Here is a 24,053-nt window from a genome sequence, read left to right as displayed (position 1 = left end):
GGGGTCAGGTCTGGGGTCAGGCGACGCGCGTGCCGCGCGGCAGGGTGTACGCCGGGATGCGCAGGCGCCGCACCGCCAGCACCACCGCGCCCAGGCCGAGCAGCAGGTGCAGGCCCAGGCCCCACGGCCACACGGGCGCCGTCGACGGCTCCGGCGCCTCGACGGGCGAGTCGGGGTCGACCATCCCGCCGCCGTCGGCGTCGACGGCGGCCCACGCGCCGCTGCACCAGTCCACCTCGTCGGCGGGGCCGGTGCGGGCCGCCCGGACCGCCTCCTGGATGGCCGCGAGCGGGTCGCTCGACGCGAGGAACCCGCCCTCGTCGCGCCACCCGACGGGCTGCACGTCCGCGACCACGACGAACGGGTTGGCGGCCAGCAGCCACCACGTGCGCTCGGTGTGGATCTGCGGGATCTCCTGCACCTGCCACTCGCAGGCCGGCCGCTCGCCGGACTCCCAGTCGTGGTCGGCCGCCACGTCCCAGACCCGCACCTCCTCGTCCACGGTCACCGCGGGCACGGTGAGCCCGAAGACGAGCAGGGTGCCCACGCTCAGCCCGCCCGCGACCAGGTAGGTGAGCACGCCCGAGCCGGACGTCTTCGCGACCAGCGCGGAGAAGCCCAGCCCGATCGCGCACAGGACGCCGAGCTCGAGCGCGAGCACGACGAGCGTGGCGAGCAGCGTCAGCGGGTTCAGCCCGCCCGCGGCGATCGCCCAGACGATGAACGGCACGCTGGCGGCGAGGAAGGCCAGCGCGGCCGCCCACGCGGCGAGCAGCTTGCCGACGACGATCTCGGCGGGCGTCAGCAGGGTGGCCTGGAGTGTGGCGAGGGTGCCGGCGTTGCGGTCGCCGTTGACCGCGGCGGAGGACAGGGTCGGCGCGACGACCAGGCCCAGGAACAGCACGAAGAACACGACGATGCCGAAGATCGTGGAGCCCACGCCGGTCTCGGCCGACGTGGCGTCGCCGACGGCGCCCACGGCCAGCGCGGTGATCGCGCCGACCACGACGAACCACACCACCAGCGCCACCTTCCAGCGCGTGGAGCGCAGCCGCTGGCGCAGCTCGAGCTGGGCGACGGTGCGCACGCCCTGCCAGGTCAGCCGCCAGGTGGGGCCCCAGCCGCCGCGGCGGCGCGGCCGACCCGACGCCGGCGGGCGGACGGTGGGGTCGACGGTCTCGGTGGTCATCGCCGCTCCTCCTCCAGGGCCAGGTACGCCTGCTCCAGCACGCCGCCCGCGGGGGCCAGGCTCGTCACCGGCACGCCCGCGGCGACGGCGTCGCGCAGCAGCGCGGCGGCCGCGGCGTCGCCGGCCAGCTCCACGTGCACGGCGCCGTCGTCGGCCGCGGTGGCGGGCACGCCCGCCGCGGCGAGCCACGCGCCCAGCGCGGCGGGGTCGAGCGCCGCCAGGCGCCACCGCCGCCGCTGCGCCTGCGCCGCGGTCACCGACTGCGTGGCCACGGTGCGGCCGCCGGACAGGAACACGGCGTCGTCGGCCATCTCGTCGAGCTCGGTGAGCACGTGCGAGCTGACCAGCACGGTGGTGCCCCGGGCGGCGAGCTCGCGCACCAGCACGCGCAGGTCCACCCGCGAGCGTGGGTCGAGCCCGGAGGCGGGCTCGTCGAGCAGCAGCACGTCGGGGTCGTGCACGAGCGCGCGGGCCAGGCCGAGCCGCTGCTTCTGCCCGCGCGAGAGGACGTGGGCCGGGGCGTCGGCCAGCTCGGTGAGGTGCACCAGCTCCAGCAGCTCGGTGGCGCGGGCGGCGCCGGCGTCGCGCGGCAGGCGGTAGGCCGCCGCCACGGTGGTGAGCACCTCACGCGCGGTCAGGGAGTCCCAGGTGCCGAACACGTCGGGCATCCACCCGGTGCGGGCGCGGGCCTGCGGGCCTTCGGTGACGGGGTCGAAGCCGGCCACGGTGACCTGCCCGGCGTCGGGCACGAGCAGCCCGGCCAGCACGAGCAGCAGCGTGGTCTTGCCCGACCCGTTCGGCCCCACGAGCGCCGTCACCCGGCCCGGGCGGGCCTCCAGCCCCACGTCGGCCAGCGCCTGCACCTCGCCGAACGCCCTGCGCACGCCGACGGCGTGGATCCCCCTGCTGGACTCCATGGCCCGGACGCTACCGGCCACGCGGCCGCGCCGGGCGGACGCGGGCGGGTGAACCGCCGCTCAAGGAGCCCGGCCCGCAGCGGGACGCGCTCAGGAGTGCAGGGCGTCGTACTCCGCCTCCTGCGCGACGTCGTCGGCGACGTCGAGGCGCAGGTGCGCGAGCACGCCGTGCAGCACGCGCACGGCGCTCGCCGCGCGCTCGCCCCAGGAGGACAGGTAGGAGAACTGCCACCACCACAGGGCCTCGAGCTCGTGCCCCTCGTCGTAGTGCTGCAGCCCCTTGGCGAGCTCCTCCACCACGGCCGCGAGGTCACCGGAGAGCGTCGCGGGCCCCGCCTCGGCGCCGAGCACCGGGTCGACCACCTCGACGTAGTCGTCGAAGCCGTCGAACATCCGCGCCAGCGCGGCGCGCAGCGGGTCCACGTCGGTGTCCGGGCCGGCGTCGGGCTCGAACCGCTCCACGGGCACGACGTCGGTGATGGCCGCGAGCTGCGCCCCGGCGGCCAGCAGGTCGCTCGTGGCCAGCAGCAGCAGGCTCAGCTCGGCGCCCGGGTACGCGCCCGAGGCGACCTGCGTGGTCGTCGACAGGAACGCGCGCACGTGGCCCTGGGTCCTCTCGGCGACCTCGCGCAGGTCACCCGCCACCTCGATCTCGCCCACGTGGGCCCCCCTCACGTCTCGTCGGGCCGGCCTCAGCGGCCGACCACGCGCCGTCCCTCGAACGCCCGGCCGAGGGTGACCTCGTCGGCGTACTCCAAGTCTCCGCCGACCGGCAGCCCGCTTGCCAGGCGCGAGACGGTCAGCCCCATCGGCCCGATGAGACGGGCCAGGTAGGTGGCCGTGGCCTCGCCCTCGACGTTCGGGTCGGTGGCCAGGATGACCTCCTGCACCACGCCGTCCGCGAGGCGGGCCATGAGCTCCGCGGTCCGCAGGTCGTCCGGGCCCACGCCCTCGATCGGGTTGATGGCGCCGCCGAGCACGTGGTACCGCCCGCGGAACTCGCGGGTGCGCTCGATGGCCACCACGTCCTTGGGCTCCTCGACCACGCAGATGACCTCGTCGCTGCGGCGCGGGTCCAGGCAGATGCGGCAGCGCTCGGACTCGGCCACGTTGCCGCACACCTCGCAGAACCGCACCCGCGCCTTGACCTCGGTCAGCGCGTCGACCAGGCGGCGCACGTCCGCGGCGTCGGCCGCGAGCAGGTGGAACGCGATGCGCTGGGCGCTCTTGGGGCCGACCCCGGGCAGGCGGCCGAGCTCGTCGATCAGGTCCTGGACAGCGCCCTCGTACACGGGGACCAGCCTACGGTCCGCCGGGGACACCCCGGGCGGCCGCCCGGCGCCCCGGAGCCGCTCTCAGCGTCGGCCCTCAGAGCCACCCCTGCGCGCGGGCCAGCCGCACCGCCTCGTGCCGGTTGCTCGCCCCGAGCTTGGCGACGGCGGACGACAGATAGTTGCGCACGGTGCCCGGCGCCAGGGCGGCACGGTGGGCGATCTCCTCCACGGGCGCGCCGTCGGCGGCGAGCTCGAGCACGTCGGCCTCCCGCGCGGTGAGCGGGGAGTCGCCGGCGGCGATCGCCTCGGCGGCCAGCTCGGAGTCGACGTAGCGCCCGCCGGCCGCCACCTGCCGGACGGCGGTGGCGAGCACGCCGGCCGGGACGGTCTTGGGCAGGAACGCCCGCGCCCCCACGGCGAGCGCCCGCTTGAGGTACCCGGGCCGGCCGTGGCTCGTGACGACGGCGATGCCGCAGCCCGGCACGCTGCGCGCGACCCGCTCGGCGACCTCGATGCCGTCCAGGCCGGGCATCTGCAGGTCGAGGACGGCCACGTCGGGCCGCAGCCGCTCGATCACCGCGAGCGCCTCGGTGCCGGAGCCGGCGACGGCCACGACCTCGATGTCCTCCTCGAGCGCCAGCAGGGCGGCGACGGCGTCGCGGATGAGGGTCTCGTCGTCCGCGAGCACCACGCGGATCATGCACGCTCCTTCGGGTGAGGTTCGGGGCCGGGGACGCCCGGGCGGTCCGGCACGACGACGGCGGGCACGCGCGCGACGAGCACGAACCGGTCGCCGTCGTACCGCGTCGTGATGCCACCGCCCACGGCGGCGAGCCGCTCGCGCAGCCCGGCCAGGCCGTTGCCGCCCGGGCCGGCGGGGCCCGGCGTGCCGGCGCGCACGCCGTCGTTGCCCACGGTGAGCACCGTGGCCCCGTCGGCCTGCTCGAGCCGCAGCACGCACTCGCCGGCGGCGGAGTGGCGCACCACGTTGGTGACGGCCTCGCGCACCACCCAGGCCAGCGCCTCCTGGCGCGGCGGGTCGAGCGGGGGCACCGTGCCCAGCACGCGCACGGCGATGCCGGCGGCGGTGAGCACCGCGCGGGCCCCGGCCAGCTCGGTGGCGAGGTCGACCGACCGGTAGCCGGCGACGACGCCGCGCACCTCGCGGGACGACTCCTGCGCGAGCGCGCGCACGGCGAGGATCTCGTCGACGGCGCGGGCGTCGCCGCGCCGGGCGAGCTCGGCGGCGAGCTCGCTCTTGACGGCCACCGTGGCCAGCGCGCGCCCGACGACGTCGTGCACGTCGCGGGCGATCCGCAGCCGCTCCTCGGCCACGGCGAGCCGGGCGGTGGCGTCGCGGGCGGCCTCGAGCTCGCGGACCACCTCGAGGATCCACACGGACAGGCGGAAGCTGAACGCGGACCCGGCGGTGATGAAGAGCGTCAGGACCGCGATCCCCACCGCGCCGGGGGTGCCGGCCAGCACCCGGCCGAGCGCGGTCAGCGCGGCCACGGCCAGCGACCCGACCACGAGCGGGCGCGAGCGCAGCACGGGGGTCAGGGCGCCGAGCGTGAACATGCCCACCGTGAGCAGCACCACCGACCGGGGGTCCTCGGTGTACCAGAAGCCGTCGTAGGGCGGGGGCAGCGACGGCACGGCGGCCAGGGCGAGCACGACGAACGCCGCCGCGACCCCGCCCAGGAGCGCGACGGTGACGCGGAAGGGCCGGCCGCGCTCGGGCGGCGGCGCCATCCCCAGGTGCAGCGTCGCGATGCTGAGCGCGGTGTGGAGGACGGCGAGCACCAGCAGCGCGCCCGCGACGAGCGGGGCGGGCGGGTCCTCCGCCATGCCCGCCGCCGCGACCAGGAGCAGGAACGGCTCGAGCAGGCAGACCACGTACAGGGTGGAGCGGGTGTACACCTCGACGCCGCGGACGCCGGTCATGCCCCGGGCGCCTCGCGCGGCTGGGCGGTGCGCACGGTCCATGGCGCCAGCCTGCCACGGACCGTGCGCGCCGCCGTCGTCCCCACGCATCGCGCGCGGGCCGCGGCCCGTCAGCGCTGCGGCTCCCACCGCATCCACCGCCGGGCGGCGTACCAGGCGACGCCGGCCCAGGCGAGCAGCACCGCCACGGGCAGCGCGGCCTGCGCGAAGGTCTCGCCGAGGGCCAGCGGGGCACCGTCGGTGCCGGTGCCCGTCAGGCCGAGCCGGAACAGCGCCGCCACCGCGTGCATCGGCGTGAACCGCGCGACGTCGTCGAACCCGCCCTCGCCGCCGCCCGGCGTCACGACGCCCGAGAACACCATGAGCACCGCCAGGGCGGGCAGCGTGGTCAGCTGCGCCGACTCCACCGTGCGGGAGACGCCCGAGGTGGCGGCCGCGAGCAGCACGAGCGTCGGGGTCACCAGCACGAGGGCCAGCAGCGGCAGCACGGGGTTGGCCAGCGGCGGCGGGGCCAGCAGCAGCGCCACGGCCGCGTACCCGAGCAGGAGCTGCACCGCCGTGATGAGCAGCGCCGGCACGGCCGCCGCGGCCAGCAGCTCGGGCCGCGAGCACTCGCCGGTCAGCAGCCGCTTGAGCACCAGCTCCTGGCGGCGCGCCACGTACGTGGTGGTGAGGTTGTAGTAGACGACGAACAGCAGGCTCATCGAGACGAGCTGCTGGAGGATCAGCGGGCCGGCGACGTCCGGGTCGGCGTCCGGCCCGAGGGTGCCCGACACCGTCGAGAAGAACAGCACGAACAGCGGGCTGATCGCGATCGCGTTGAACAGGGCCGTGCCGTTGCGCAGCAGCAGCAGCGTCTCGGCCCGTGCCAGCGCCGCCACGCGGCGCAGGGAGAACGACGTCGCGCGGCGCGCCGGGGCGGCGCCACGGTGCGCGGCGGCCGGCGTCGCGGGCGGGGTCGGGTGCGGGGTCACGGGTGCGGCGCTCATGCGGCCACCTCCGGTCGGGTCGGGCCGCCGGCCCCGCCGGCGGCGGGGGGTGCGGCGTCGGCCGCCGCCTCGGAGGTGCGCTGCGCCAGCGCCAGGAACGCCTGCTCCAGCGACGCCGAGCGGGCGTCGAGGTGGTGCAGCCGCAGGTCGAGGCCGCGGGCCCAGGCCAGCACGGCCTCGAGGTCCTCCTGCAGCCGCTGGGTGCGCAGGCGCACCCGCGCGCGGTCCACGGACGCCTCGAGCAGGCCGGCCAGCGGCGGCAGGTCCTCCGGGCCGACGACGACGGTGCGGCCCTCGGCGTCGCGCGCCTCGAGCTCGATCGTCGCCGGCTCGGCCGCGACGACGTCGGACACCGTGCCCTCGCGCACGATGCGCCCGCCGCTCATGATCGCCACGCGGTCGGCGAGCGCCTCGGCCTCGTCGAGGTAGTGCGTGGTCAGCAGCACCGTGGTGCCCGCCGCCTGGAGGCTGCGCACCAGCCGCCAGGTGGCCTGCCGGCTCTCCGGGTCCAGGCCCGTGGTCGGCTCGTCGAGGAACAGCACCTCAGGGTCGCCCAGGACGGCCAGCGCCAGGTCCAGGCGGCGGCGCTCGCCGCCGGAGAGGCTGGCGACGCGCACGTCGGCGCGGTGGGTCAGCGCGACGGCGTCGAGCGCCTCGGCCTGCGGGCGCGGGCTGGTCATCGTGGAGGCCCACATGCGCACCGTCTCCGCCACGGTGAGGTCGGAGGAGAACCCCGCCTCCTGCAGCATCACGCCGACCCGGTCGATCACCCGGCGGCGCTCACGGTACGGGTCGTGGCCGAGCACGCGGACCTCGCCGCCGTCGGCCGGGGCGAGGCCCTCGATCATCTCGACGAGCGACGTCTTGCCGGCGCCGTTGGTGCCGAGCAGGGCGACGAGCTCGCCGCGGTGGACCTCGAGGTCGACGCCGCGGACGGCCTCGAAGCCGCCGTAGCGGCGCCGGGCCCCGCGGACCGAGATCATCGGTTCGGTGGATTGGCTCATGCCTCCGAGCCTCCCGGCGGAGCGGGCCCGCCGGTAGTGCGCCCCGTCACCGGTCCACGTGGGGGGTGCACGGCCCGGGCATGACGGATGTCATGCCCGGGCCCGCCCGCGGCCCGCGGTCGCGCTCCGGGGTCAGATCCAGCGCCGGAACCGGAACACCCCGTACAGCGTGGCGCTCACCGCGACCATCGCCACCAGGGCGAACGGGTAGCCGTAGGCCCAGTGCAGCTCGGGGATCGTGTCGAAGTTCATGCCGTACACCGTGCCCACGAGCGTGGGGGCGAACAGGATGGCCGCCCACGAGGAGATCTTCTTGATCTCCTCGTTCTGGGCCTTGGCCTCCTCGTTCTGCCGCTGGGCCACGAGCGTGGCGTTCACGGTGAGGATGTCGCGCAGGGCGGAGCGGAAGGTCTCCACCCGCTCGGCGACCTCGGTGAGGTGGTCGGCGACGTCGCGCAGCGACGCCTGCAGCTCGTCGTCGACGCCGTACTTGGCCGAGCCCTGCGCGAGCGCGGTGCACACCTGCCGCAGCGGGCGCACGGCGCGCAGGAAGTCGGCGACCTCGCGCGAGAGCTCGTAGATGCGCCGGGAGGCCTCGGTGCCGCCGCCGAGCACGTCCGCCTCGATCTCGTCGATGTCGTTCTCCAGCCCGGCGACGACGGGCGCGTAGCCGTCGACGACGGCGTCGAGGATCGCGTAGAGCACGGCCTGCGCGCCGCGGGCCAGCATCTGCGGGTCGCGCTCGAGCCGCGCGCGCACCGCCGCCAGGTCGGGCGAGGCGCCGTGGCGCACGGTGACCACGAAGTCGGCGCCCACGAACACGTGCAGCTCGCCGAACTCGACGCTCTCGGTGGCGTCGTCGTACCGCGCGGCCCGCAGCACCACGAACAGCGTGTCGCCGTAGCGCTCGAGCTTGGGCCGCTGGTGCGCCTGGATGGCGTCCTCGACGGCGAGCGGGTGCAGGTCGAAGGCCGCGGCGAGCGAGGTCAGCTCCGCAGCGTCGGGCCGCTCCAGGCCGATCCACGCGAGGCTGTCCGCGCCCTCGGGCCGGGCGCGCAGCGCGTGCAGCGTCTCCGGGACGCGGGCGTGGCTCGAGACGCGCCGGCCCTCCTCGTAGATGGCCGCCGCGGCGACCGCGTCGTGACGCTCCGCCGGCGCGGTGCGGGCGTGCGGGGCGGGGTCGCCGGGGCGGCGGCGGGCGCGCAGCATGCCCCGCAGCGACGAGGGCAGCGAGGAGGGCAGCGAGGAGGGCGGCGAGGCGGGCGGCGAGGCGGGCGGCGAGGCGGGCGGCGACGCCAGGGACGACGGACGCGACGACGGACGGGTGGGCTGGGACACGACCATGGGAGACCTCCGCAGGGCGCAGGCGCACGGGCGCGCACGGCGCGGTGCTCTCCTGCGAGGACGCTGCTCGGGACGGGGAGCGCGCCGCGGCGCGGCGGTGCGGCCGGGACGGGTGTGCGCGGGTTGCGGCGCCACGGCTGGCGCGTCGGTCGGCGGGGCCGCCGGGCGTCAGCCGCGGCGGGGACTACTGGGGGGCTCGCTGCGCTGCATCGCGTGCCACCTCCCTCCGTCCCCGGGGCGTCCGTCCGGACGCGCGATCGGGCCCGCCGCGGAATCCTGCGGGCCTCGGCGATCCTATGCCCGCCCCGATCCGGCCTGCCACGGCGCGCGTGGCGCGGCCGGGGGTGAGCCCGGCCACGCGGCCGGCCCGCGCCGCTGCTCGCGAGCGTCCTCCCCCGTCGTCGTGGCCCGGGATCGCGACAGGGCGGGACGCTCGCCTCCGCCCCACGACGAGCGCGGCGGGCGTCCGGGGCAGGATGGGCGGCATGGTCGAGCTGGTCGCGCTGTACGACGACGCGGGGCGCCCCACGGGCGAGGCCGCGGCCCGGGCACGGGTGCGGGCGCAGAACCTGCGGCACGCGGCCACCGCCGTCGTCGTGCGCGACAGCGCCGGGCGCGTGTACGTGCACCGGCGCACCGGCACCAAGGACGTCTACCCCGGCCTGCACGACTTCTGCGCCGGCGGCGTGCTGCAGGCCGGCGAGGAGCCGGCCGCGGCGGCCGAGCGCGAGCTCGCGGAGGAGCTCGGCGTCACCGGGGTGCCGCTGCGGCCGCTCGGCGAGGCGGACTACGCCGACGACCGCACCCGCTACCACGCCTACCTCTACGAGTGCACCTACGACGGGCCGGTCACGTGGCAGCCCGAGGAGGTCGCGTGGGGCGCGTGGGTCGAGCCGGCCGCGCTGCTGCGGATGCTCGACGAGCTGCCGTTCGTGCCCGACTCGACCACCGTCCTGCGCGGCTGGCTCGCCGGGCTCCTGCCCGGGCCGGCGCCGCAGCCCGAGCAGCCCGAGCGGCCCGAGCAGCCCCAGCAGCCCTAGCCGGCGGGCGCCTGCGCGACGGCGTGCAGCTCGGCGTGCGTGGGCGGGTCGGCCCCGGGCCGCGACACGGTGATCGCCGCGGCGCTCGCCGCCCACGACGCCGCCCGGCGCAGCTCCGCGAGGCTGAGCACGGCCAGCACCGAGCGGGCCTCCGGGCCGTGCACGCCGAGGCTGACGAGCGCGTCGACCAGCGCGCCCATGTACGTGTCGCCGGCCCCGATCGTGTCCGCGACGGTCACGGGGACGCCGGGCACGGTGACGACGGCGTCGCCCCGGACCAGCACGCTGCCGTCCCCGCCGCGGGTGACGACCACGAGCACGGGCCCGGACGCGGCCCAGGCCCGCGCCGTCTCCACCGGGTCGGCGCCGGGGTGGTACCAGGCGAGGTCCTCCTCGGACACCTTGACCACGTCGCTCAGCCCCACGAGCCGCTCGACCCGCGGCAGCACCCGGGCGACGTCCGGCGTGACGGCCGGCCGGGCGTTCGGGTCGAACGTCACGAGCGCCCGGCCCCGGGCCGCGCGCAGCGCCTCCTCGACGGCGTCGGCCCCCGGCTCCAGCACGGTGGCGATCGAGCCGGCGTGCACGACGGCGGCCCGGGCGCCCGCCGTCGCGCGGGCGACGGTCTCCGGCGCCAGGTCCCACGTGAGGTCGAAGTCGTAGGACGCCGAGCCGTCGGCCGCCAGCCGCACGGCGGCCGTGGACGTGCGGCCGGTGGCCGGCGGCTGCGCGACCACCCGCACGTCGGACGCCTCGAGCCAGTCCCACGCGGCGGCGCCGCGCTCGTCGTCGGCCAGCGACGTCACCAGCACGGGCCCGCGGCCGAGCCGCCCGAGCGTCACGGCCACGTTCGCCGGGCTGCCGCCGGGCAGCTCGCGCGCGCCGCCGCCGCCGTCGCCGTCACCGTCGCCGGCCGGCACGACGTCGATGAGGGTCTCGCCGATCACCACGAGCGGCCCCTCGGGGACGGCGGCGGGGGTCACGTCCACGTGCTCGGTCATGCGCCCAGCCTCCCCTCGCGGAGCGAGCGCGCGAGCATCGGCGCCAGCGGCAGGCGGGGCAGCAACGTCGTCTGCAGCGCGTGGTAGAGGTCCGGCTTGCCGGGCCACACCGTCGCGGCGGGCGCGTTCCGCGGGTCCAGCTCGTGGTGCCACGACCCGGCGGCCCGGTCGAGCAGGTACCGCTCGGCGTAGTCCCACCAGGCGGCGTAGCGGTCGGCGAACCGCCGCTCCCCCGTGCGCCGGTGCAGCGCGGCGGCCGTGCCGATCGCCTCGGCCAGCACCCAGTGCATCCGCTGGCGCACCACGGGCGTGCCGTCCCAGTCGGTCGTGTAGACGAAGCCCTCGGCGCCGTCGGCGGCCCAGCCGTCGGCGACCGCGCGGTCGAACAGGCGCACCGCCGTGGCCGCCAGCGCGTCGTCGTCGCCGGTCGCGGCCTCCACGTGCAGCAGCAGGCGGGCCCACTCCAGCCCGTGGCCGGGCGTGGCGCCGTACGGCTTGAACGGGTCGTCGGGCCGGTCGCGGTTGAGGTCCAGGTCCGGCGCCCAGTCCGGCCCGAAGTGCTCGGGCAGGCGGTCGTGGTGGGCGTCGGCGAGCTCGACGACGAACCGGGCCGCGCGCGCGGCGCGCTCGCGCCACGCCGCCGCGCCCCCGCCGATCGCCGTCGCGCCGCTCGTCGCCTGGGTGCCCTCGAGCGCCTCCACGGCGTCGGCCACCGACAGCAGCGCCTCGACCGAGTGCATCGTCGCGTTGAGGCCGCGGTAGTCGTCGGCGCGGGCGAACGCGACGTCCCAGGCGTCCACGGGGCGGCCCGCGGCGTCGTCCCAGAAGCGCCCGAGGTAGACGTCGGCCGCGTCGGCGAGCAGCGTGGTGGCGCCCGGGCGGCCGGCGAGGGCCGCGGACGACGCCGCGAGCAGCACGAAGGCGTGGTCGTAGCAGGACTTGCCGGACTCCCGGTCGGGTGCGCCGTCGGCGTCGAGCGCGTGGAACCAGCCGCCGTGGTCGGCGTCGCGCAGCCGCCCGGCCAGGCCGGCCAGGGCGGCGTCGGCGACCGGGGCGCTGCCGGGGACGCCGAGCAGCACGCCGAGGGAGTACACGTGCGCGGTGCGCGCCGTGATCCACGTCTGGACGCCCTGGGCGGGGTCCGGCGCGCCGGTGCCGTCGAGGTACGCCGCCCCACCGTCCGGCAGCCCGGCGCGGGTGCCGAACGCCAGCAGGCGCCGGCACTCGGCGTCGAGCCACGCCCGGTGGGTCGGCGCGGTGACCCAGTCGACGGGGACGGCGGGGGGAACGGTCACGGACGGGTCCCTTCGGCGGGGGCGAGGAGGTCGTTGGCACAGCGGACCGCGGCCGCGAAGGCGTCCGGGTCGCCCGCGGCGGACGAAACCCGCAGCGTGACGGTCCGGCCGGCCCGCACGGTCACCATGCCATCGTCGACCGTAGCGGCCGGGTCCACCACGTCGACGGGGCAGAACACGTCCCGGGCGTACGAGTCGGCGGCGACGTGCAGCAGGCACCCGCCGTCGGCCGGCTCGGCGCGGACGCGCAGCGGCGCCGCGTCGAGCCGCTGGTCCACCACCTCGGCCCCGTGCCGGTACGCCGTGGCGAACCCCGTCGCCGCGTCGTCGGGCTCGGCCACGACCACCTCGGCGGCCGGGTCGCCGAACGCGGCGACGTCCGCGGGCACCGTCAGGGTCGCCGCGCCCCGGGCCGGGACCGCCGCCTCGAGCGTCGCCTTGGCCAGCACCGTGCCGTCGAACGCCTCGCGCGTGACGGTGAAGGTGCCCGCGAACGGCTCGCCCGTGTCGTTGACGAGCACCAGCGCGAGGGTGTCGGGCTCGGGCTCGAGCCCCTCCCACGCGGCCGCCCGGGCCTCCGCGGACGCCCGCGGCTGCAGCGTGGCCAGGCGGGGGGCGTACGCGTCTCGCAGGGCGTACCAGAGCGGCTTGCGGCGCTCGGCGAAGTCGACCGCGGCCCACGACACCACCGGCCAGCTGTCGTTGAGCTGCCACAGGATCGTGCCGGTGTTGTGCGGCGTCAGGGAGCGGAAGTGCTCGACGCCGAACCGGATGGCGTGCGCCTGGTTGAGCTGGGTGGTCCAGTGCCAGCCGGTGATCGTGGCGGGGTCGGGCAGGTGGCCCTGCCAGCCGCGCGCGAGCTTGGCGTTGCCGAGGTTGGCCTTCTGGTGCACGAGCATCTGCGGGCCGAACGGGTCGAGCGGCTCGTCGTGCACGACGGCGGTGAGCGTGGACCAGGCGGGCGGCGCCTGGAACCCGAACTCGGAGACGAAGCGCGGCCTGTACTGCGCGTAGACGGTGTAGTCGGCGCGGTTCCACACGTCCCAGACGTGCATGGTGCCGTAGCGCTCGTCGTTGGGGTGCCGGTAGTCGCCGAACGAGTACGGGCTGGCCGGCGAGTAGGGCCGGGTGGGGTCGAGCTCGGCGAGCACGCCCGGCAGCAGCTCGCTGTAGTACGCGTCCCCCCAGCCGCGGCCGCCCAGGCGACCGGCCCAGCCCCAGTCCACGGAGCCCCACGTGTTCTCGTTGTTGCCGTTCCAGATGACGAGGGACGGGTGCGGGCTCAGCCGGGTGACGTTCTCGCGGGCCTCCGCCTCGACCTCCGCCCGCATCGCCGGGCCCTCGTCGTAGGCGGCGCAGGCGAACAGGAAGTCCTGCCACATCAGCAGGCCGTGGGAGTCGGCGAGGTCGTAGAGGTCGTCGGACTCGTAGATGCCGCCGCCCCACACCCGCAGCAGGTTGACGTTGGCCTCCAGGGCGTCGGCCACGCGGCGGGCGTACCGGTCGCGGTCGATCGCGGTGAGGAACGCGTGGTCCGGGATCCAGTTGGCGCCCCGCACCAGCACCCGCTCGCCGTTGACCCGCAGGTCGAACGGCGCGCCGGCCTCGTCGGGGGTGGTGTCGACCTCGACGGTGCGGAACCCGACGCGGCCGGCCCACTGCGCGACGTCCGCGCCACCGGCGGCGGTGACCTCCACCCCGTACAGCGGCTGGTCGCCGTGCCCGACCGGCCACCACCGGCGCACGTCGGTCACGGTCACGAGGACGACGGCGGTCGTCGCGCCCGCGGGCACGGTGCCGGTCGCGTGCAGGCTCTCGCCGTCGGGGTCGGTGACGGTGACGACCAGCGGCACGTCGGCGTCCGGCCGCACGCCGTCGCGCTCGACCTCCACGTGCACGGTGAGCAGGCCGTCGTGGCCGCCGTCGGCGCCCGGGACGACGTCCACCAGCGGGCGCACCGCCGCGATCCGCACGCCGGACCACGCGTCCAGCCCGATCGGCTTCCAGATGCCCGCCCCGGCGACGTCGATGCCCCAGTCCCAGCCGAACGAGCAGGCCATCTTGCGCAGCTGGTTGTACTCGTGGTGGTTGGTCCGCGGCAGGGCGCCGTCGCGCGCGGCGCGGGCCTCCGCCTCGGGCACGGGCGCGGCGAACGTCACCGTCAGGGTGTTCTCCCCCTCGCGCAGCGCCTCGCGCACGTCCCACCGGTAGGAGCGGTGCATGTTCTGGGTGCGCCCCACCTCCACGCCGTTGAGCTCGACGGTGGCCACGGTGTCCAGGCCGTGGGCCACGAGGTCGTGGCGCACGGCGTCGGCGCCGGACCAGGTGAACGTGGTGGCGAACCGCCACGCGGTGTCGCCGATCCACTGCTGGGCGGCCTCGTTGTCGCCGTCGAACGGGTCGTCGACGACGCCGGCGCGCCGCAGGTCCAGGTGCGCCTCGCCCGGCACGACGGCGGGCACGCCGTCGGCGAGCGCCGCGGCGACGCCGGCGGGCGCGCCGTCGGGCAGCGCGGCGGCGGTGAGGGTCCAGCCCTCGTGGAGGGCGCGGAAGGTCGAGGGGACGAACGTCATCGTGGGTCCTTCGGTCGGGTCGGGCAGGCCGGGGCGGCCTACGGCGAGGGGGCGAGGGCGGCGTGCGGCGCCGGCGGCGGCCCGTCGGCGCCGGGGGCGGCCTCGAGCGTGATGCGGGTGCTGAACTGCCGGGGCACGAGGGTGTGCTGCATGACGAGCGCGGCGGCGCCGACGGCGGCGGCGGAGCGCGCGTGCGCGGAGACCTCGACGCGCACGGCGCCCGCATCGTGCGCCAGGAACGACCGGGCCACCCGCTCCCGGACGACCGGCAGGTACAGGTCGCCGGCGACGTCGAAGGCGGCCCCCGTCAGCACGACCAGGTCGACCGACATCATGGTGCAGAGGGTCTGGGCGGCCGCGGCGAGGTGCTCGGCGGAGCGGCGCACGATGCGCCGGGCCGCGCCGTCGTGCTCCCGGGCCTCGGCCACCACCTGCCCGAACGCCTGCACCACGTCGACCTCGCCGGCCGGGATCCGCAGGCCGGCCGAGCGCGCCTCGGCCACCACGGCGCCGGGCCCGGCGATCGCCTCGACGCAGCCGGCGTTGCCGCACCAGCACTCCGGCCCGTCGATGTCGAGGCACACGTGCCCGATCTCCCCGACGCTCATGCTGACGCCGTGGTACGGCACGCCGTCGACGACGGTGCCCGAGCCGATGCCGGTGGCCATGTAGAGCGCCGAGAAGGCCGCCGAGCCGCGGGCGCCACCGGTCCAGAGCTCGCCCACCGCCGACGCCGTCGCGTCGTTGTCGACGACGACGGGCAGCCCGGACGCCTGGCGGAACCGCTCCGCCATCGGGAACCCCAGCCAGTCGCGCAGCGCCGGCCGGGACAGCACGATGCCCTCCTCCGGCGTCACCGGCCCGGGCGAGACGACGCCGATGCCGAGCAGCGCGGCACGGGGCGCGCCGACGCCGGCGAGCATGTCGTGCACCCGCACGACCATCGCGTCGACCACCGTCTGGGGGTCGACCGCGCCGGAGTGCTGCACGCGCTGCTCCGCGACGACGGCGCCGCCGAGGTCGAGCAGCACGAGCGAGACGCCGTCGTGGTCGACGTGCAGCCCGGCGGCGAACCGGCTGGAGCGCTGCAGCTGCAGCAGCACCTGCGACCGCCCGCCGGTCGACGGCGCGTTGCCGGTCTCGACGAGGAGCCCCTCGTCGAGCAGGGCCCGCACCTCCTTGGACACCGTGGCGCCCGTCAGCCCCGTGGCCGCCACGAGCCCGGTGCGGCTGACGACGCCGGCCGCGCGGATGGCGTCGATGATGGTCGACCGCGCGTTGGCGTGGCCGGGACCGATCCCGTGCACGTGCTCCTCCTCCTGCCATGTCCCGTCCTGCCTGCCCCGGCGCCCGCGCCCGGCCCGCCCGCACCCGTGCGGTGCGGGCGGGCGCCGGTCAGGGCGCCGCGGCCGGGCACGGGTCGTCGGCCCCGAGCCGGAAGCAGCCCACCTGGTGCCCGGGGGCCACCAGGGTGAGCCCGTCGGCGTCGGCGGGGGCGTCCGGCTCGTGCTCGTGGAAGGCGCACCGGCCGGCCAGGCGCGCCGACCGCTCGGCCTCGCGCGCCTCGACCTCATCCCACGTCGCGTCGAGCTGCGGCACGGAGGCGAGCAGGTCGCGGGTGTACGGGTGCTGCGGGTCGTCGAAGACGGCGTGGGTCTCGCCCGCCTCCACGATCCGGCCCTTGTAGAGGATCACGACGCGGTCCGAGACGTAGTTGCCCAAGGACAGGTCGTGCGTGACGAACAGGATACCGAGGCCCCTGTGCTTGAGCTCGACCAGCAGGTTGAGCACGTCGATGCGGGTGGAGGCGTCGAGCATCGAGATGATCTCGTCGGCCACCAGCAGGCGCGGCTCGAGCAGCAGCGCCCGCGCGATGAGCAGCCGCTGGAGCTGGCCGCCCGAGAGCTGGTGCGGGTACTTGCCGAGGATCTCCTCCGGCCGCAGCGTCACGGAACGCAGGGCCTCGCGGACCCGCTCGTCCCACTCGGCCCCGCGCACGCGCGGGAAGTACGACCGGCGCACCGTGTCGAACGCCCGGTCGACCTTGTAGATCGGGTTGAAGGAGCTGAACGGGTCCTGGAACACGCCCTGCACCCGGCGGTAGAAGTCCCTGCGCGCCCCGCGGCGCAGCCGGGTGACGTCCTCGCCGTCCACCCGCAGGGTGCCGCCGTCCGAGCCGACGAGGTGCAGCACCATCTTGCCGATCGTCGACTTGCCCGAGCCGGACTCCCCGATGAGGGAGACCACCTCCCCCGCGTGCACCTCGAACGTCGCGCTGCGCACCGCCTTGAGGTCCTGGGTCCCGAACGTGCCGACCTTGTAGACCTTGTCCACCGCCTCCAGCGCCAGCACGGGTGCGCCGCTCATGCCGTCACCGCCCAGCACGCGACCTGGTGGCCCGGGGCCACCTCCTCGAACGGCGGCCGCTCGACGCACTTGTCGAACGCCAGCGGGCAGCGGTCGCGGAACCGGCACCCCGTCGGGGGGTCGAGCAGCGACGGCGGCCGGCCCTCGATCCCCGACAGCTCCTGCTCGCCGTAGCGGTCACCCACCTTGGGCAGCGCCCCGATGAGCATCTGGGTGTACGGGTGCAGCGGCTTCTCGATGATGGCGCTCGCCGACGCCTTCTCCGCCAGGTGCCCGGCGTACATGACCAGGATCGTGTCGGCCACCTGGAACAGCACGGAGATGTCGTGCGTGATGACGATCATCGAGGTGACGAAGCCGGCGTCGCGGAACTCGACCAGCGCCCGCGCCACCGCCTTCTGGCTGGTCACGTCGAGGGCGCTGGTGACCTCGTCGCCGATGAGCAGGGACGGGTTCAGCAGCGTGGACAGCACGAGCACCACCCGCTGCTTCATCCCTCCCGACAGCTCGATCGGGTAGCGCTCGAGCACCTGCGGGTCGAGCCCCACGAGGCGCAGCCGGCGCTCGAGCTCGGGCAGGGTCTCGGCGTACCGGCGGCCGTGCGCGCGCAGCAGGTCGGCGATCATCCGGCCGATCTTGCGGGTCGGGTTCATCGCGCTCATCGCGTACTGCGGGATGAGCGAGACGTCCTGGTAGCGGCGCGAGCGCATCGCGGCGTCGTCGCCGATCGGCAGGTCCTTGCCGTCGACCTGGACGCTGCCGCCCACGTGCCGCATGCGGCTGTCCAGCCGGATGAGCGACTTGCCGAGCGTGGTCTTGCCGCAGCCGGACTCGCCCGCGACGCCCATGATCTCGCCGTCGGCCACCTCGAAGCTGACGCCGTCGAGCGCCTTGACGTCGCCGCGCAGCGACGCGTAGTAGACCTTGAGGTCCTCCACCTTGAGGCTCACGTCACATCTCCCTCAGCTTGGGGTTGAAGACCTCGTCGAGCCCGACGTTCATGATGTAGAGCGCGCCGACGATGATCGTGATCCCGGCCCCGGGCACGACGAACCACCACCACAGCTGGAGGTTGAGGGCGCTCCACTGGACCGCCTGGTTCATCATCAGGCCGAGCGACATCGCGCCCGGGCCCGTGGGGCCGAGGCCGATGAAGTCGAGCGCCGCCGCGGTGAGCACCGCGCCACCGAACAGCAGCACGAACGTCATGAAGAGGTAGGAGTACATGTTGGGCGCGATCTCGCGCCGGATGATCGCGCCGGTGCGCAGGCCGGACATCCGGGCCAGGTCGATGAAGTCGCGCGAGCGCAGGGACAGCGTCTGCGAGCGCACCGCGCGGGCCACCCACGGCCACGACGACAGCCCGATGAACAGCGCCTGCATCGGCAGCGACCGCACGCCCAGGTAGGCGTTGATGATGATGAGGACGACGAAGCCGGGGATGACCAGCACGATGTTGGTCAGCATGTTGAGCAACTCGTCCAACAGCCCGCCGCGGTAGCCCGCGACGAAGCCGATCGCCATGCCGACGACGCCGGCGATGCCGCCGCCCAGCACGCCGACCAGGAAGGTGGAGCGCAGGCCCACGACGAACTGGGACAGCACGTCCTGCCCCTGCATGGTGGTGCCGAACCAGTGCTCGCCGCTGGGCGGCAGCATGGTGGCGCCCGGGATGCGCTCGGTGGGCGAGTACGCCACCAGGTGCGGGCCGACCAGCCCGACCAGCAGCATCCCGCCGACCACCACGAGGGCGCCGACCACCTTGGCGTTGCGCAGGGCGAAGTAGAGGGTCTCGTTGCGCCGCCGCACGGCCACGGCCGTGCTGGCCGAGGTCGGGTCGTCGCCCGGCAGCTCGGCGACGACGTCGGTGCGGGCGAAGTCGTTGGTGGTCATGCCGTCGCTCCCTGCATGCCCGCCCGCGTCCGCGGGTCGACCAGGACGTAGACGATGTCGATGACGAAGTTGGCGATCAGGACGCCGATGACGATGAACAGCAGGGAACCCTGCAGCAGGAAGTAGTCCTGGTTCTGGATCGCCGAGAGGATGAGCTTGCCGAGGCCCGGGTAGGCGAAGACGACCTCGGTGACCAGGGCGCCGCCGATCACGGTGCCGAGCTGCAGCGCCAGGCCGGTGACCTGCGGCAGCATCGCGTTGCGGAACGCGTAGCCGCGGATCATGCCGCGCGGCGCCCCGAGCGCGTCGAGGTAGTTGGCGTAGTCGGACTCCAGCTCGTAGATGATCAGGTTGCGCATGCCGATGGCCCAGCCGCCCAGCTGCACGAGGAACAGCGACAGGAACGGCAGGAACCAGTGCTCGAGCAGGTCGAGCACGAAGGTCCAGGAGAGCGTGGGACGCAGGGAGAAGTCGTACCCGCCGGCCACGGGGAACCAGCCGGCGACGATGCCGAGGGACCACGCCAGGCAGATGGCCAGCCACATGTACGGCATGGCGGTGAGGATGTAGCCGACCGGCAGCACGGTGTTGTCGAGCCAGCGGCTGCGGGCCGCGAGCGCGCCGATGCGGTTGCCCACGACCCACGACAGCAGGATCGCCGGCAGCATCATGCCGAGCGTGTACGGGACGGCCGTGAGGATGATGTCCGCGACCGGCGTGGGGAACAGCCACACCGACGTGCCGAGGTCGCCCCCGAGCAGCGCGGCCCAGTAGTTGAGGTACTGCTGCCACATCGGCAGGTCGAGCCCGAAGACGTTCTCGTAGTACTCGCGCATCGCGGCGATCGACTCGGGGTGCGCGGTGGCGGCGCGGTTGAGCATCGTCTGGATCGGGTCGCCCGGCATGAGGCGCGGCAGGATCCAGTTCAGCGTCACGGCGACCACGAAGGTCAGGCCGTAGACGAGCAGCTTGCGAAGGAGATAGGTACGCACGGCGGCCCTTCCTGGCGGCGGCGACGGAGGTCCGGCGGGCGGGCCCGGCGTGGTGACGCCGGGCCCGCCGCGCGCAGGGATGGAGTCAGGACGCCGGCTCGAGGTTGGCGAGCGTCTCCAGACCACCGAGCTGCCAGTACCCGCCCCACGTGCTCGGGTACGCGGTGTTGTCGCTGTCCGCCTGGGGCCAGTTCGTCCACGCCGACGTGGTGTACTGCGCCCACATGCCGTTGTACCAGAGCGGGATCATCGGCATCTCCTCCAGGGAGGTGCGCTGCAGCTCGCTCATGACCTCCTGGAAGTGGGGGTCGTCGGACTGCGTGCGGGCCAGCTCCTCGACCTTCTCGAAGGCGGCGGAGGAGTCGACCCGGCCGAAGTTGCCGGACAGCATCTGCTCCTGGACGGGCATGCGGAACAGGTAGTTGTAGTAGGTCCACGGCGTGTTCGAGATCGCGGCCCAGTTGTTCAGCAGCAGGTCGAACTCGCCGGTGGCCCGGGCGTCGTCCACGGCGCCGGAGTCGGGCGTCGCGTCGGTGACCTTGATGCCCGCCTCGCCCGCCGACTCGGCGATGATCTTGGCGGCGTCCATCCAGTCGGTCCAGCCCGCCGGGACGATGAGCTCCAGGTCGATGGGCGAGCCGTCGGGGTTCTCGACGAAGCCGTCGCCGTCGGTGTCCTCGTAGCCCGCGTCCGCGAGGATCTGCTTGGCCCTCTCCGGGTCGAACGAGAAGCCGAGCTCGTCGATGACGTCCTCGTCGTAGTACTTCTCGTACGCCGGCAGCAGCCCGACGGGGCTGGCCTTCTTGACGATGTCGCCGTACGCCGTCGAGACGATGGTGTCGACGTCGATCGCGTTGGCGAGCGCCTTGCGGAACTCGGGGTCGTTGCCCGGGGCCCGGGTGGCGTTGGGCACCAGCATCGCCGTGTTGGCCGAGAGCATGTACGGCTCGCCCTCGTAGTAGGTCTCGACCTGGCCGGAGTCGGCGAGCTGCTTGATGCCCGGCAGGAAGTTGTTCGACAGGTCGAGCGAGCCCTGCATGAGCAGGCCGAGCGCCACCTCGTTCGACGGGTTGACGATGTCGACGACGTACCTCATCGGCATCTCCATGCCGAGCGCGTCGATCGCCCACCAGTCGTCGTTGCGCTCCCAGACCATGCGGTCCTGGCCGTGGGCCGAGTACTTGAAGGCGCCGGAGCCCACCGGGTTCTCGTTCGGGTTGGAGATGTACTCCTCCTCCGACCACGTCGAGACGACGTGCTCCGGCAGCATCATCGTGGCGTACAGGAAGTTGTCCCACTCCTGCGGGCGAGGGTCGGTGAAGTCGAACGTGACGGTGCGCGCGTCGACCTTCGTCACCGAGCCGAGCCAGTTCCACAGGTTCGACCACGGCACGGCCGGCGTCTTGCCGAGCTCGACGGTGAAGACGACGTCGTCGGCGTCGAGCGCCTCGCCGTCGCTCCAGGTCAGCCCGTCGCGCAGGGTCAGGGTGTAGGTGTCGTCGTCCGTCCACTCCCCCGACTCCGCGAGCCACGGCGTCAGCTCCAGCGACTCGGGGTCGAAGAAGAACAGCGGCTCGTAGAGCAGCCCGCGCGTGCCGGTGGCGTCGCCGGAGCCCGGGATGGGGTTCCAGGTCGACGGCGGCCCCCACTGGTTGCCGGAGGTGAAGACGGTCTCGTTGCGGGGGTACTCGCCCACGAGGCCCTCGGCCTCGCCCAGGCCCTCGACGGCGGGCCCCTCGGCGGGCTGCTGCTCGTTCTGGGCGGCGGAGCCGGTGCACCCGGCCACGAGAAGGGTCAAGGAGGCAGCTGCCGCGACCGCGGCCACCCGCCCTCGGGTTCGTGCAAGGAACATCGTCGATCCTCTCTGAGCGCGTCTGTGCGCTGGTCGGCGTCGCTGCCGGAGGTGGGCGGACCCACCGACTTCATTATTTCGGTTACGAAAGAAAGTGCAACGGTGCTTCCGGATCGTGACCGCCTCGTTATCGTGGGCTCGGCGGCGCGGCCCGCCGGGCCACCAGGCCCGGCCAAGGTGTACGGGCATGGCGCCGCCTCGTCGAGAGGAGAACGGTGAGCGACGACGCTCCCGCCCGCACCGCCGGCCCCACGCACCTGACCCTGCGCCGCGACGGCGTCGCCGTCGTCCTGGCCTGCCCGGAGGCCGGCCTGCCCGCCGTCCTGCACTGGGGCGCGGACCTGGGGCCGCTCGCCCCGGACGACCTCGCGGCGCTGGACCGCGCCACGAGCCGGCAGACCCCGCCCGGCACGCTCGACGCCGCGTGGCGCCTGTCCCTGCTCCCCCAGGAGGCGGACGGGTGGTCCGGCCGCCCCGGCCTGCTCGCCACGCGCGACGGGCGCCCCCTGTTCCCGCGGTGGACGGCGCGGGTGGAGCAGCACGACGCGGGACGCGCCGACGTCGTCGCCACCGACGCCGACGCCGGCCTGACGCTGCGCACCCGCCTCGAGATCGGCGCCGGCGGCCTCGTGCAGCTCGAGCACGAGCTGGCCAACGACGCCCCCGGCGACGTCGAGGTCGCCTGGCTCGAGGCCACCCTGCCGGTGCCCAGGACCGCCGACCACCTGACCACCTTCGGCGGCCGCTGGACCCGCGAGAAGTCGCCGCTGACCACGCCGATGCCGCGCGGGACGACGACGCGCGAGTCGCGCCGCGGCCGCGGCGGGCACGACGCGCCGTGGGTGACGCTCGCGACGGCCGGGACGCCGCGCAACCGCGCCGGCGACGTGTGGGCGGTGCACCTCGGGTGGAGCGCCGACGTGCGCCACCGCGCCGACCGGGTGACCGAGCACGCGACGCTGCTGGGCGCAGGCGAGCTGCTGCGTCCCGCGGAGGTCCGGCTGGCGCCCGGGGAGTCGTACCGCACCCCGACGGCGTACTTCGCGTGGTCGGCGGCGGGCCTCGACGGCGTCGCCGACCGGTTCCACACCTGGCTGCGGGCCCGGCCCCAGCACCCGAGCACGCCGCGCCCGCTCGTGCTCAACACCTGGGAGGCGGTCTACTTCGACCACGACCCGGCCCGGCTCGAGGCGCTCGCGCGCCGCGCCGCCGCCGTCGGGGTGGAGCGGTTCGTGCTCGACGACGGGTGGTTCCTGGGCCGCCGCGACGACAGCGCCGGCCTCGGCGACTGGGAGGTCGACACCGCGGTCTGGCCCGAGGGCCTCGAGCCGCTGGCCGACCTGGTGCACTCGCTCGGCATGCAGCTCGGCCTGTGGTTCGAGCCGGAGATGGTCAACCTCGACTCGGACCTGGCGCGGGCCCACCCCGACTGGCTGCTCGCGAACCCGGCGTCCGTGCCGTCCCCGGACGGGCTGTCGTTCCGCGGCCAGTACGTGCTCGACCTCGCCCGGCCCGAGGCCTGGGAGCACGTCCGGGCGCAGATGTCGGCCGTGATCGGCCGGCTCGGCGTCGACTTCGTCAAGTGGGACCACAACCGCGACCTCGCCGAGCCGGTGCACGACGGCGCCCCGGGCACGCACGCGCAGACGCTCGCCGCCTACCGGCTGATCGAGCGCCTCAAGGCGGACCACCCGGGCCTGGAGATCGAGTCGTGCTCCTCGGGCGGCGCGCGCACCGACCTCGGCATCCTCGCTCGCACCGACCGGGTCTGGGCCTCCGACTCCAACGACCCGGTCGAGCGGCAGGACATCCAGCGCTGGACGGAGCTCGTGCTGCCGCCCGAGCTCGTCGGCGCCCACGTCGGCCCCTCCCCCGCGCACTCCTCGGGCCGCGCCACCGCGCTGTCGTACCGCATGGCCACGGCGCTGCAGGGCTCGGCGGGCTTCGAGTGGGACATCCTGCAGTGCACCGAGGAGGAGACCGCCACGATCGGCGCGTTCGCCGCGCTGTACAAGGAGCTGCGCGGCCTGCTGCACTCCGGCACCGTGGTGCACCCGGACGTGGTGGACCCCGCGCTGCGGGTGCGCGGCGTCGTCGCCGCGGACCGCGCCGAGGCGGTGTTCACGGTGGCCACCGTGGCCTCGCTCGAGGAGGCGCTGCCCGAGCGGGTCCGCCTCGAGGGGCTGGACCCGCAGCGCCGCTACGCCGTGCGGGCCCGCGAGGAGATCGGAGCGGCGCGCTGGGGTTGGATCACGCCCGCGTGGCTCGGCAAGGAGCCGGTGGTGCTGCCCGGGCGGGTGCTCACCGAGGTCGGGCTGCAGCCGCCCACCCTCTGGCCGGTCCAGGCGCTGGTGCTGCACCTGGTCGCCGTCTGACCCG

20 protein-coding genes are annotated in these 24,053 nt (G+C 75.2%); 2 read left to right on the top strand and 18 right to left on the bottom strand.

Annotated elements, in window-relative coordinates:
- Positions 1-16 precede the first annotated feature (16 nt).
- The 9 genes from U5M74_RS06075 to U5M74_RS06035 form a co-directional block, all read right to left on the bottom strand.
- On the bottom strand, positions 17-1,189 hold the full coding sequence (locus tag U5M74_RS06075) for an ABC transporter permease (protein ID WP_410907106.1): 1,173 nt from the start codon (positions 1,187-1,189) through the stop codon (positions 17-19).
- On the bottom strand, positions 1,186-2,106 hold the full coding sequence (locus U5M74_RS06070; RefSeq protein ID WP_410907104.1) for an ABC transporter ATP-binding protein: 921 nt from the start codon (positions 2,104-2,106) through the stop codon (positions 1,186-1,188). Before U5M74_RS06070 ends, U5M74_RS06075 begins: the two co-directional genes overlap by 4 nt.
- A gap of 90 nt (positions 2,107-2,196) precedes the next feature.
- Positions 2,197-2,766 (bottom strand): DUF5063 domain-containing protein, encoded by a 570-nt coding sequence (locus U5M74_RS06065; protein ID WP_069984714.1) that lies wholly within the window; start codon positions 2,764-2,766, stop codon positions 2,197-2,199.
- 32 nt (positions 2,767-2,798) lie between these two features.
- Positions 2,799-3,398 (bottom strand): recombination mediator RecR, encoded by a 600-nt coding sequence (gene recR / locus U5M74_RS06060; protein ID WP_410907102.1) that lies wholly within the window; start codon positions 3,396-3,398, stop codon positions 2,799-2,801.
- 76 nt (positions 3,399-3,474) lie between these two features.
- The gene (locus U5M74_RS06055; protein ID WP_410907100.1) at positions 3,475-4,080 is read right to left on the bottom strand and encodes a response regulator; all 606 of its coding nucleotides are present in this window, start codon (positions 4,078-4,080) and stop codon (positions 3,475-3,477) included.
- The gene (locus U5M74_RS06050; RefSeq protein WP_410907098.1) at positions 4,077-5,324 is read right to left on the bottom strand and encodes a sensor histidine kinase; all 1,248 of its coding nucleotides are present in this window, start codon (positions 5,322-5,324) and stop codon (positions 4,077-4,079) included. The genes U5M74_RS06055 and U5M74_RS06050 overlap by 4 nt, the downstream gene beginning before the upstream one ends.
- 110 nt (positions 5,325-5,434) lie before the next feature.
- Positions 5,435-6,313, bottom strand: a complete 879-nt coding sequence (locus U5M74_RS06045; RefSeq protein WP_410907096.1) for an ABC transporter permease — start codon at positions 6,311-6,313, stop codon at positions 5,435-5,437.
- Positions 6,310-7,317 carry an ABC transporter ATP-binding protein gene (locus U5M74_RS06040; RefSeq protein WP_410907094.1) on the bottom strand — a complete coding sequence of 336 codons (1,008 nt, stop codon included), beginning with the start codon at positions 7,315-7,317 and terminating at the stop codon, positions 6,310-6,312. The genes U5M74_RS06045 and U5M74_RS06040 overlap by 4 nt, the downstream gene beginning before the upstream one ends.
- Positions 7,318-7,449: 132 nt before the next feature.
- Positions 7,450-8,526 carry a magnesium and cobalt transport protein CorA gene (locus U5M74_RS06035; RefSeq protein ID WP_410907291.1) on the bottom strand — a complete coding sequence of 359 codons (1,077 nt, stop codon included), beginning with the start codon at positions 8,524-8,526 and terminating at the stop codon, positions 7,450-7,452.
- 620 nt (positions 8,527-9,146) lie between these two features.
- Here U5M74_RS06035 and U5M74_RS06030 point away from each other — a divergent pair.
- A complete protein-coding gene (locus U5M74_RS06030) occupies positions 9,147-9,701 on the top strand; it encodes an NUDIX domain-containing protein (RefSeq protein ID WP_410907092.1) in 555 nt (184 codons plus the stop codon).
- Here the strand turns inward: U5M74_RS06030 and U5M74_RS06025 are convergent.
- From U5M74_RS06025 to U5M74_RS05985, 9 genes are all read right to left on the bottom strand, one after another.
- The gene (locus U5M74_RS06025; RefSeq protein WP_410907090.1) at positions 9,698-10,702 is read right to left on the bottom strand and encodes a PfkB family carbohydrate kinase; all 1,005 of its coding nucleotides are present in this window, start codon (positions 10,700-10,702) and stop codon (positions 9,698-9,700) included. The genes U5M74_RS06030 and U5M74_RS06025 overlap by 4 nt on opposite strands.
- Positions 10,699-11,997: an AGE family epimerase/isomerase gene (locus tag U5M74_RS06020; RefSeq protein ID WP_410907087.1), complete on the bottom strand. Its 1,299-nt coding sequence runs from the start codon at positions 11,995-11,997 to the stop codon at positions 10,699-10,701. Before U5M74_RS06020 ends, U5M74_RS06025 begins: the two co-directional genes overlap by 4 nt.
- The gene (locus U5M74_RS06015; RefSeq protein ID WP_410907085.1) at positions 11,994-14,570 is read right to left on the bottom strand and encodes a glycoside hydrolase family 2 protein; all 2,577 of its coding nucleotides are present in this window, start codon (positions 14,568-14,570) and stop codon (positions 11,994-11,996) included. The genes U5M74_RS06020 and U5M74_RS06015 overlap by 4 nt, the downstream gene beginning before the upstream one ends.
- Positions 14,571-14,608: 38 nt before the next feature.
- The gene (locus U5M74_RS06010; RefSeq protein ID WP_410907083.1) at positions 14,609-15,877 is read right to left on the bottom strand and encodes an ROK family protein; all 1,269 of its coding nucleotides are present in this window, start codon (positions 15,875-15,877) and stop codon (positions 14,609-14,611) included.
- Positions 15,878-15,965: 88 nt separating this feature from the next.
- Positions 15,966-16,937 carry an ABC transporter ATP-binding protein gene (locus tag U5M74_RS06005; protein WP_410907081.1) on the bottom strand — a complete coding sequence of 324 codons (972 nt, stop codon included), beginning with the start codon at positions 16,935-16,937 and terminating at the stop codon, positions 15,966-15,968.
- Complete coding sequence (locus U5M74_RS06000; protein WP_410907079.1) at positions 16,934-17,887, bottom strand: ABC transporter ATP-binding protein; 954 nt, start codon at positions 17,885-17,887, stop codon at positions 16,934-16,936. The genes U5M74_RS06005 and U5M74_RS06000 overlap by 4 nt, the downstream gene beginning before the upstream one ends.
- A 1-nt stretch (position 17,888) precedes the next feature.
- Positions 17,889-18,830 (bottom strand): ABC transporter permease, encoded by a 942-nt coding sequence (locus tag U5M74_RS05995; protein ID WP_410907077.1) that lies wholly within the window; start codon positions 18,828-18,830, stop codon positions 17,889-17,891.
- Positions 18,827-19,822 carry an ABC transporter permease gene (locus tag U5M74_RS05990; protein ID WP_410907075.1) on the bottom strand — a complete coding sequence of 332 codons (996 nt, stop codon included), beginning with the start codon at positions 19,820-19,822 and terminating at the stop codon, positions 18,827-18,829. The genes U5M74_RS05995 and U5M74_RS05990 overlap by 4 nt, the downstream gene beginning before the upstream one ends.
- Positions 19,823-19,907: 85 nt before the next feature.
- The gene (locus U5M74_RS05985; RefSeq protein WP_410907073.1) at positions 19,908-21,620 is read right to left on the bottom strand and encodes an ABC transporter substrate-binding protein; all 1,713 of its coding nucleotides are present in this window, start codon (positions 21,618-21,620) and stop codon (positions 19,908-19,910) included.
- Positions 21,621-21,889: 269 nt separating this feature from the next.
- Between U5M74_RS05985 and U5M74_RS05980 the strand changes: the two genes are divergently transcribed.
- Positions 21,890-24,049 carry an alpha-galactosidase gene (locus U5M74_RS05980; protein WP_410907071.1) on the top strand — a complete coding sequence of 720 codons (2,160 nt, stop codon included), beginning with the start codon at positions 21,890-21,892 and terminating at the stop codon, positions 24,047-24,049.
- Positions 24,050-24,053: the final 4 nt, after the last annotated feature.

Source organism: Puerhibacterium sp. TATVAM-FAB25 (assembly GCF_046535855.1).
GTDB lineage: Bacteria > Actinomycetota > Actinomycetes > Actinomycetales > Cellulomonadaceae > Puerhibacterium > Puerhibacterium variabilis_A.
This window is presented reverse-complemented; position numbering and strand designations above follow the sequence as displayed.

Coding starts and splice junctions, on each gene's coding strand:
- U5M74_RS06075 (WP_410907106.1), bottom strand. CDS start 1,189: ATGACCACCGAGACCGTCGACCCCACCGTCCGCCCGCCGGCGTCGGGT.
- U5M74_RS06070 (WP_410907104.1), bottom strand. CDS start 2,106: ATGGAGTCCAGCAGGGGGATCCACGCCGTCGGCGTGCGCAGGGCGTTC.
- U5M74_RS06055 (WP_410907100.1), bottom strand. CDS start 4,080: ATGATCCGCGTGGTGCTCGCGGACGACGAGACCCTCATCCGCGACGCC.
- U5M74_RS06050 (WP_410907098.1), bottom strand. CDS start 5,324: ATGACCGGCGTCCGCGGCGTCGAGGTGTACACCCGCTCCACCCTGTAC.
- U5M74_RS06045 (WP_410907096.1), bottom strand. CDS start 6,313: ATGAGCGCCGCACCCGTGACCCCGCACCCGACCCCGCCCGCGACGCCG.
- U5M74_RS06040 (WP_410907094.1), bottom strand. CDS start 7,317: ATGAGCCAATCCACCGAACCGATGATCTCGGTCCGCGGGGCCCGGCGC.
- U5M74_RS06035 (WP_410907291.1), bottom strand. CDS start 8,526: ATGCTGCGCGCCCGCCGCCGCCCCGGCGACCCCGCCCCGCACGCCCGC.
- U5M74_RS06030 (WP_410907092.1), top strand. CDS start 9,147: ATGGTCGAGCTGGTCGCGCTGTACGACGACGCGGGGCGCCCCACGGGC.
- U5M74_RS06025 (WP_410907090.1), bottom strand. CDS start 10,702: ATGACCGAGCACGTGGACGTGACCCCCGCCGCCGTCCCCGAGGGGCCG.
- U5M74_RS06015 (WP_410907085.1), bottom strand. CDS start 14,570: ATGACGTTCGTCCCCTCGACCTTCCGCGCCCTCCACGAGGGCTGGACC.
- U5M74_RS06005 (WP_410907081.1), bottom strand. CDS start 16,937: ATGAGCGGCGCACCCGTGCTGGCGCTGGAGGCGGTGGACAAGGTCTAC.
- U5M74_RS05995 (WP_410907077.1), bottom strand. CDS start 18,830: ATGACCACCAACGACTTCGCCCGCACCGACGTCGTCGCCGAGCTGCCG.